General features: G+C 75.7%; 2 protein-coding genes. One reads left to right on the top strand and one right to left on the bottom strand.

The genetic code is table 11. The annotated features are described in order from the left end of the window. Positions 1–96: 96 nt before the first annotated feature. Positions 97–3,360: a tetratricopeptide repeat protein gene (locus ABZ371_RS28175; protein ID WP_358684680.1), complete on the bottom strand. Its 3,264-nt coding sequence runs from the start codon at positions 3,358–3,360 to the stop codon at positions 97–99. 134 nt (positions 3,361–3,494) lie between these two features. Here ABZ371_RS28175 and ABZ371_RS28170 point away from each other — a divergent pair, with 134 nt between their 5' ends. Further along, positions 3,495–5,522: a thioredoxin domain-containing protein gene (locus ABZ371_RS28170; protein WP_358684678.1), complete on the top strand. Its 2,028-nt coding sequence runs from the start codon at positions 3,495–3,497 to the stop codon at positions 5,520–5,522. The last annotated feature ends 56 nt before the right edge of the window (positions 5,523–5,578 follow it).

Below are 5,578 nucleotides of genomic sequence, written 5' to 3'. Positions count from 1 at the left end.
TCCGTGCCGACCGCCATGCTGTTCGTACGGAACCCCACCGGGATCTCGCACTCGCCGGCCGAACACGCCCGCGAGGACGACTGCGTGGCCGGGGTCTCAGGGCCGTACGCCCACCGCCACGCCCATCACCTCGCGGGCGTGCCGGGGCGGGGTCAGGCCGAGGCGCCAGGCCTGCCAGCCGCCGTCCAGGTCGACACCCCGGCCGAGGACCGTCCGGAAGGCCTCCGCGCAGTCCTCCAGCTTGCCGTCCCGCAGGGGGTGGGAGGCGGACAGCAGGTCCGCGAGCTCCTGCTGCGCCACCGCCGTGCCCACCTCGCTGCCCCCCGGCGAGGCGTACGGGAGCAGCGTGCACCGCAGGAACGCCGCCCAGTCCCCGCCCCGGACGTCCCCGTACGAGGCGAACAGGCCGATCGCCTCGTCGCACAGCGCCAGCGCCTGCGCCGTGCGATTGTTACCGCCGTCGATCAGGGCCAGCTCGAGGCAGGTCCACGCCTCGCCGTGCGCCACCCCGATCCGCCGGAAGTCGGCCCGGGCGTCGACCAGGAGCTGGCGGGCGAAGCCCGAGTTGCGGAGGTTGCCCGTCTGCGCGGCCCGCTGGTCGCGGGTGACGCGGCCCGAGTGGTGGCGGGCACAGGCCAGCCCGTACACGTCCCGCATCCGGGAGAACATCGTGCGGGCCCGCTCCAGCTCCCGTACGGCCTGGTCGGTGTCGCCGTCCTCCTCCAGCGCCTGCCCCAGGTAGTACCGGGTCCACGCCTCGCCCCGCGCGTCCTCGTTGGCCCGGTGGCGGGCCAGGGCGCCGCGCAGCTGCTCCACGGCGGCGGCCGGGCTGCCCTCCGCGTCCATCAGCCGGGCGCGGGCCAGCTGGGTCAGGGCCCAGGCCTCGCCGCGCTCGTCCTGCGTCCGGCCGTAGAGATCCAGGGCGGTGGCCAGCTCCTCCTCGGCCCGTGCCACCTCGCCCATCCGCAGGCAGACCTGCCCGAGCTGGAAGTGCGACCAGGCCTCGCCGTGCAGTGACTCGCCCTCGCGGTGCAGGGCGAGCGCGGTGTCGAGCAGGGTCAGGGCCTCGGCGAGGTTCGCCCGGTCGCGCTCCACGGCGGCCAGGGCGTGCAGGGACCAGGCCCGGTCCTCCGCCTGCTCGTCGGACGCCTGGAGGGCGAGGGCCTCGCGCAGACGTGCCGAGGCCTCGGTCAGATTGCCCTGGTGGTGCAGTGTGATGCCGAGCGAGCACAGGGCCAGCGCGGCACCCGGGTCGTTCTGCGCCTCGCGGTACAGGCCGACGACGGACGACAGCGTCGTGCGCGCCTTGTCCAGCTCACCGAGCTGCCGGGCCGCGATGCCCGTGCGCCACTGGACCGACCGGTCCAGGAGGCCCTTGTCGACGGCCCGGGTGAGCTCGCTGATCTCGCCGAGCCGGTAGAGGTCCCCGCGCAGCAGGCAGTAGTCGCACAGGGCGCCCAGCAGGTGGAGCACCGCCCCCTGGTCGACTCCCTCGGCGTGGCGCAGTGCCGAGGTGATGAAGCTCGACTCGTCGTCCAGCCAGCGCAGTGCCGCGTCCAGGGAGCTGAAGCCGTGCGAGCCGAACCGCCCGGCCCGGGTGGACATCTTCCCGTCGACCATGCGGATCACGGCGTCGGCCAGTTCCGCGTAGTTCTGGACGAGGCGCTCCTGGGCGGCGGTGCGCTCCGCCGCCGGCTCCTCGTCGAGCAGCCTGGCCAGGGCGAAGGCCCGTACCAGGTCGTGCAGCCGGTAGCGCGCGCCCCGCACGTGGGTCAGGAGCCCCGACCGGCAGAGGGCGTCCAGCAGCCGCCCGGCCTGCTCCTCGTCGGTGGACAGCAGCGACGCGGCGGCAGCGGCCCCGAGGCTGGCGCGCCCCGCCAGGGCCAGGCGCCGCAGCAACCGCCGGGCCTGCTCGGACTGGTCGGTGTAGCGCAGCCAGAGGGCCCGGTCCACGGGTGCGACGGGGCCGTACGCGCCGAGCGAGGCGGCGAGCTCGGCGCGGGTGCGCGCGCCGAGGGAGGAACCGGCGACCCGCAGGGCGAGCGGCAGCCCGCCGCACAGCTCGACGACCGTGTCGGTGGACGGGTGGTCGTACGGGCCGCCCTCGGGCTCCTGGGCGGACTCGCGCAGGAGCTCCTCGGCGGCCGCCGCGTCCAGACCGCCCACCGCCAGGTGGTACACCCGGGCCGGGGTGTCGTCGGGCAGGGCGAGCGGCTCGCGTGCCGTGACGAGGACCAGGCTGTCCGAGCGTTCCGGGATGAGCGTGCGGACCTGGCCGGCGTCGGTGGCGTCGTCCAGGACGACCGTGACGGGCGTGCCCGTCAGGTGCTGGTGGTACAGCTCGCTCAGGCGCCGCACCTGCTGGTCGCCGGGAGGCTTCCCCCGGGCCCCCGGTTCCGCGCGGTCGGGGGCGGCCCCGTCCCGGAAGAGCAGCTGGTCGCGGGGCGCGCCGAGCCGGTTGAGCAGGTGCAGCAGGGCGTCCCGGGTCGGCAGGGGGGCCTCCCCGGCCACGTCACCCCGCAGATCGACGACGCACGCCCCGCGGAACTGGTCCTTGAGCGCGTGCGCCGCCCGTACGGCCAGGGTGGTGCGGCCGGAGCCGGGCGCACCGTGCAGGACGACGACGGTCGGCCTGGTCTCGGTGGCCGCGCGGGCGGCGTGCACCCACCGGGCGATCCGGGCCAGTTCGGTCTTCCGCCCGGTGAACGGGCCTTCGGCGGCAGGAAGATGACCGAAGGACTGTTCGAGGAGCGCGCGGGTGCGGGCGGCTGCGCTGCGGTCCCCGCCGCGCAGCTGCGCCACCACGGATGCGGTGGCCTTCTTCACCGGCCGCGACGCGGCGGTCAGCACCCGCTGCTGGTCGAGGAACGGCCGGATGCCCCGTACCTCCAGTGCCGTCAGCCACGCGAGCCTCAGCTGTTCGTGGCCGCCGGGCTGGTTCAGGGCGCCCGCCCTGCGGTGGGCGGCCGGCCAGTGCGAGGCGGTCACCCGGGCCACCGTCGCCGTCGTCCCCGCCACGGCGACGACCGCCCCGGCCCCGAGGGCCAGACCCGAGGCCGTGCCGAGCGCGAGGTCCGCGCCGAAGGCGGCGACCGCCGCGACGCCCGTCACCAGCAGCGGCGTTCCCAGCACCGCGCGGCTGAACCGCGCGGACAGCGGCTGCTGCCCCGCGCCCGCCGCGTCGAGCGCCTGGACGTACGCGGCGTACTCCTCGGCCGCGCCCACCGCCATGGTGTCCAGCGCGGCGCGCGCACGCGCCAGCAGCGCGGCCGCATCCGTCCGTCCGCCGGTCCGTCGTGCCTCCTCCTCCACGGCCCGTACCAACAGCCGTTCGGCTTCCGCCCGATGGCTGTCCCGCATGCGTCCCCCTAGGTCCCCGCGAAGCCGGTCCGGCCGGCCGTCATGGCCGTCCCAGTGTCCTGCGTCCGGCGCGCCATGGCGAGAGAGCGAGGCGATCGACCGGCCGGGGAGCCCGGTGCGCGAGGATTGGGGGTATGGCCAACCGACTTGCTCAGACCACCTCCCCCTACCTCCTCCAGCACGCCGGCAACCCCGTGGACTGGTGGCCGTGGTCGCCCGAGGCGTTCGAGGAGGCGCGCCGCCGAGGCGTCCCCGTGCTGCTCAGCGTGGGCTACGCCAGCTGCCACTGGTGCCATGTGATGGCCCACGAGTCGTTCGAGGACGCGGCCGTCGCCGACTACCTCAACGCGCACTTCGTGCCGGTGAAGGTGGACCGCGAGGAGCGGCCCGACGTCGACGCCGTGTACATGGAGGCCGTGCAGGCCGCGACCGGCCAGGGCGGCTGGCCGATGACGGTCTTCCTGACGGCCGACGCCGAACCGTTCTACTTCGGTACCTACTTCCCGCCCGAGCCGCGCCACGGCATGCCCTCCTTCCTCCAGGTCCTCGAAGGAGTGGTGGCCGCGTGGACGGACCGGCGGGAGGAGGTCGCGGAGGTCGCCGGGCGCATCGTCCGCGATCTCGCGGGCCGCTCGCTCGCCCACGGCGGGGCGGGTCTGCCCGGCGAGCCGGAGCTGGCGCAGGCGCTGCTGCGGCTGACCAGGGAGTACGACGAGAGGCACGGCGGTTACGGCGGCGCGCCCAAGTTCCCGCCGTCCATGGTGATCGAGTTCCTGCTGCGCCACCACGCCCGTACGGGAGCCGACGGCGCGCTGGAGATGGCCGCCGGGACCTGTGCGGCCATGGCACGCGGGGGGATCTACGACCAGCTCGGCGGCGGGTTCGCCCGCTACTCGGTCGACCGGGAGTGGGTCGTGCCGCACTTCGAGAAGATGCTCTACGACAACGCGCTGCTGTGCCGCGTGTACGCCCATCTGTGGCGGGCCACCGGCTCGGACCTGGCCCGCCGGGTGGCCCTGGAGACGGCCGACTTCATGGTGCGCGAGCTGCGGACCGCCGAGGGCGGCTTCGCCTCCGCGCTGGACGCCGACAGCGAGGACGCGCGGGGGCGGCACGTGGAGGGGGCCTTCTACGTCTGGACGCCGGCGCAGCTGCGTGAGGTGCTGGGCGAGGAGGACGCTGACTTCGCGGCCGGGTACTTCGGGGTCACCGAGGAGGGCACCTTCGAGGAGGGCTCCTCCGTCCTCAGGCTCGCCCGGACCCCCGGTGAGGGGGACGCCGACGCCGCCCGGGCCGCCGACGTGCGGGCCCGGCTGTTCGCGGCGCGGGAGCGGCGGGCGCGCCCGGAGCGGGACGACAAGATCGTCGCCGCGTGGAACGGGCTGGCGATCGCCGCACTCGCCGAGACCGGGGCGTACTTCGACCGTCCGGATCTCGTGGAGCGGGCCACCGAGGCGGCCGACCTGCTGGTGCGCGTGCACATGGGCGACACCGCCCGGCTGTGCCGTACGTCCAAGGACGGCCGTGCGGGGGACAACTCCGGGGTCCTGGAGGACTACGGCGACGTCGCCGAGGGCTTCCTCGCGCTCGCCTCGGTCACCGGTGAGGGGGCCTGGCTCGAGTTCGCCGGCTTCCTGCTGGACATCGTGCTGGAGCGCTTCACCGGCGCCAACGGCCAGCTCTACGACACCGCCGACGACGCGGAGCAGCTGATCCGGCGCCCCCAGGACCCCACGGACAGCGCCACCCCGGCCGGCTGGACCGCCGCCGCGGGCGCCCTGCTCTCGTACGCGGCGCACACCGGCTCCGAGGCACACCGCACGGCCGCCGAGGGAGCTCTCGCGATCGTCGGCGCGCTCGGTCCGAAGGCGCCCCGCTTCACCGGCTGGGGGCTGGCCGTCGCGGAGGCGCTGCTGGACGGTCCGCGCGAGGTGGCCGTGGCGGGTCCGGTCGCCGGGGAGCTGCACCGCACGGCGCTGCTGGGCCGGGCTCCGGGCGCCGTCGTCGCGGCCGGAGAGGGCCCGGAGGCGGCTGCCGAGTTCCCGCTGCTGGCGCACCGGCCGCTGGTGGGCGGGGAGCCCACCGCGTACGTCTGCCGCCGTTTCGTGTGCGACGCCCCGACGACGGACGCGGCGGACCTGGCGGTGAGGCTGGGCGGCTGACGGCCGGACGGGCCGGCGGTGGCACACCCGCCCCGGCGTGAGCGGGGCCCGGCCGT

Origin of the sequence: Streptomyces sp. NPDC005899, from assembly GCF_040629645.1 — a bacterium.
GTDB lineage: Bacteria > Actinomycetota > Actinomycetes > Streptomycetales > Streptomycetaceae > Streptomyces.
The sequence above is the reverse complement of the archived record's forward strand: the minus strand, read 5'-3'. Positions and strand labels throughout refer to the sequence as shown.

Coding starts and splice junctions, on each gene's coding strand:
- ABZ371_RS28175 (WP_358684680.1), bottom strand. CDS start 3,360: ATGCGGGACAGCCATCGGGCGGAAGCCGAACGGCTGTTGGTACGGGCC.
- ABZ371_RS28170 (WP_358684678.1), top strand. CDS start 3,495: ATGGCCAACCGACTTGCTCAGACCACCTCCCCCTACCTCCTCCAGCAC.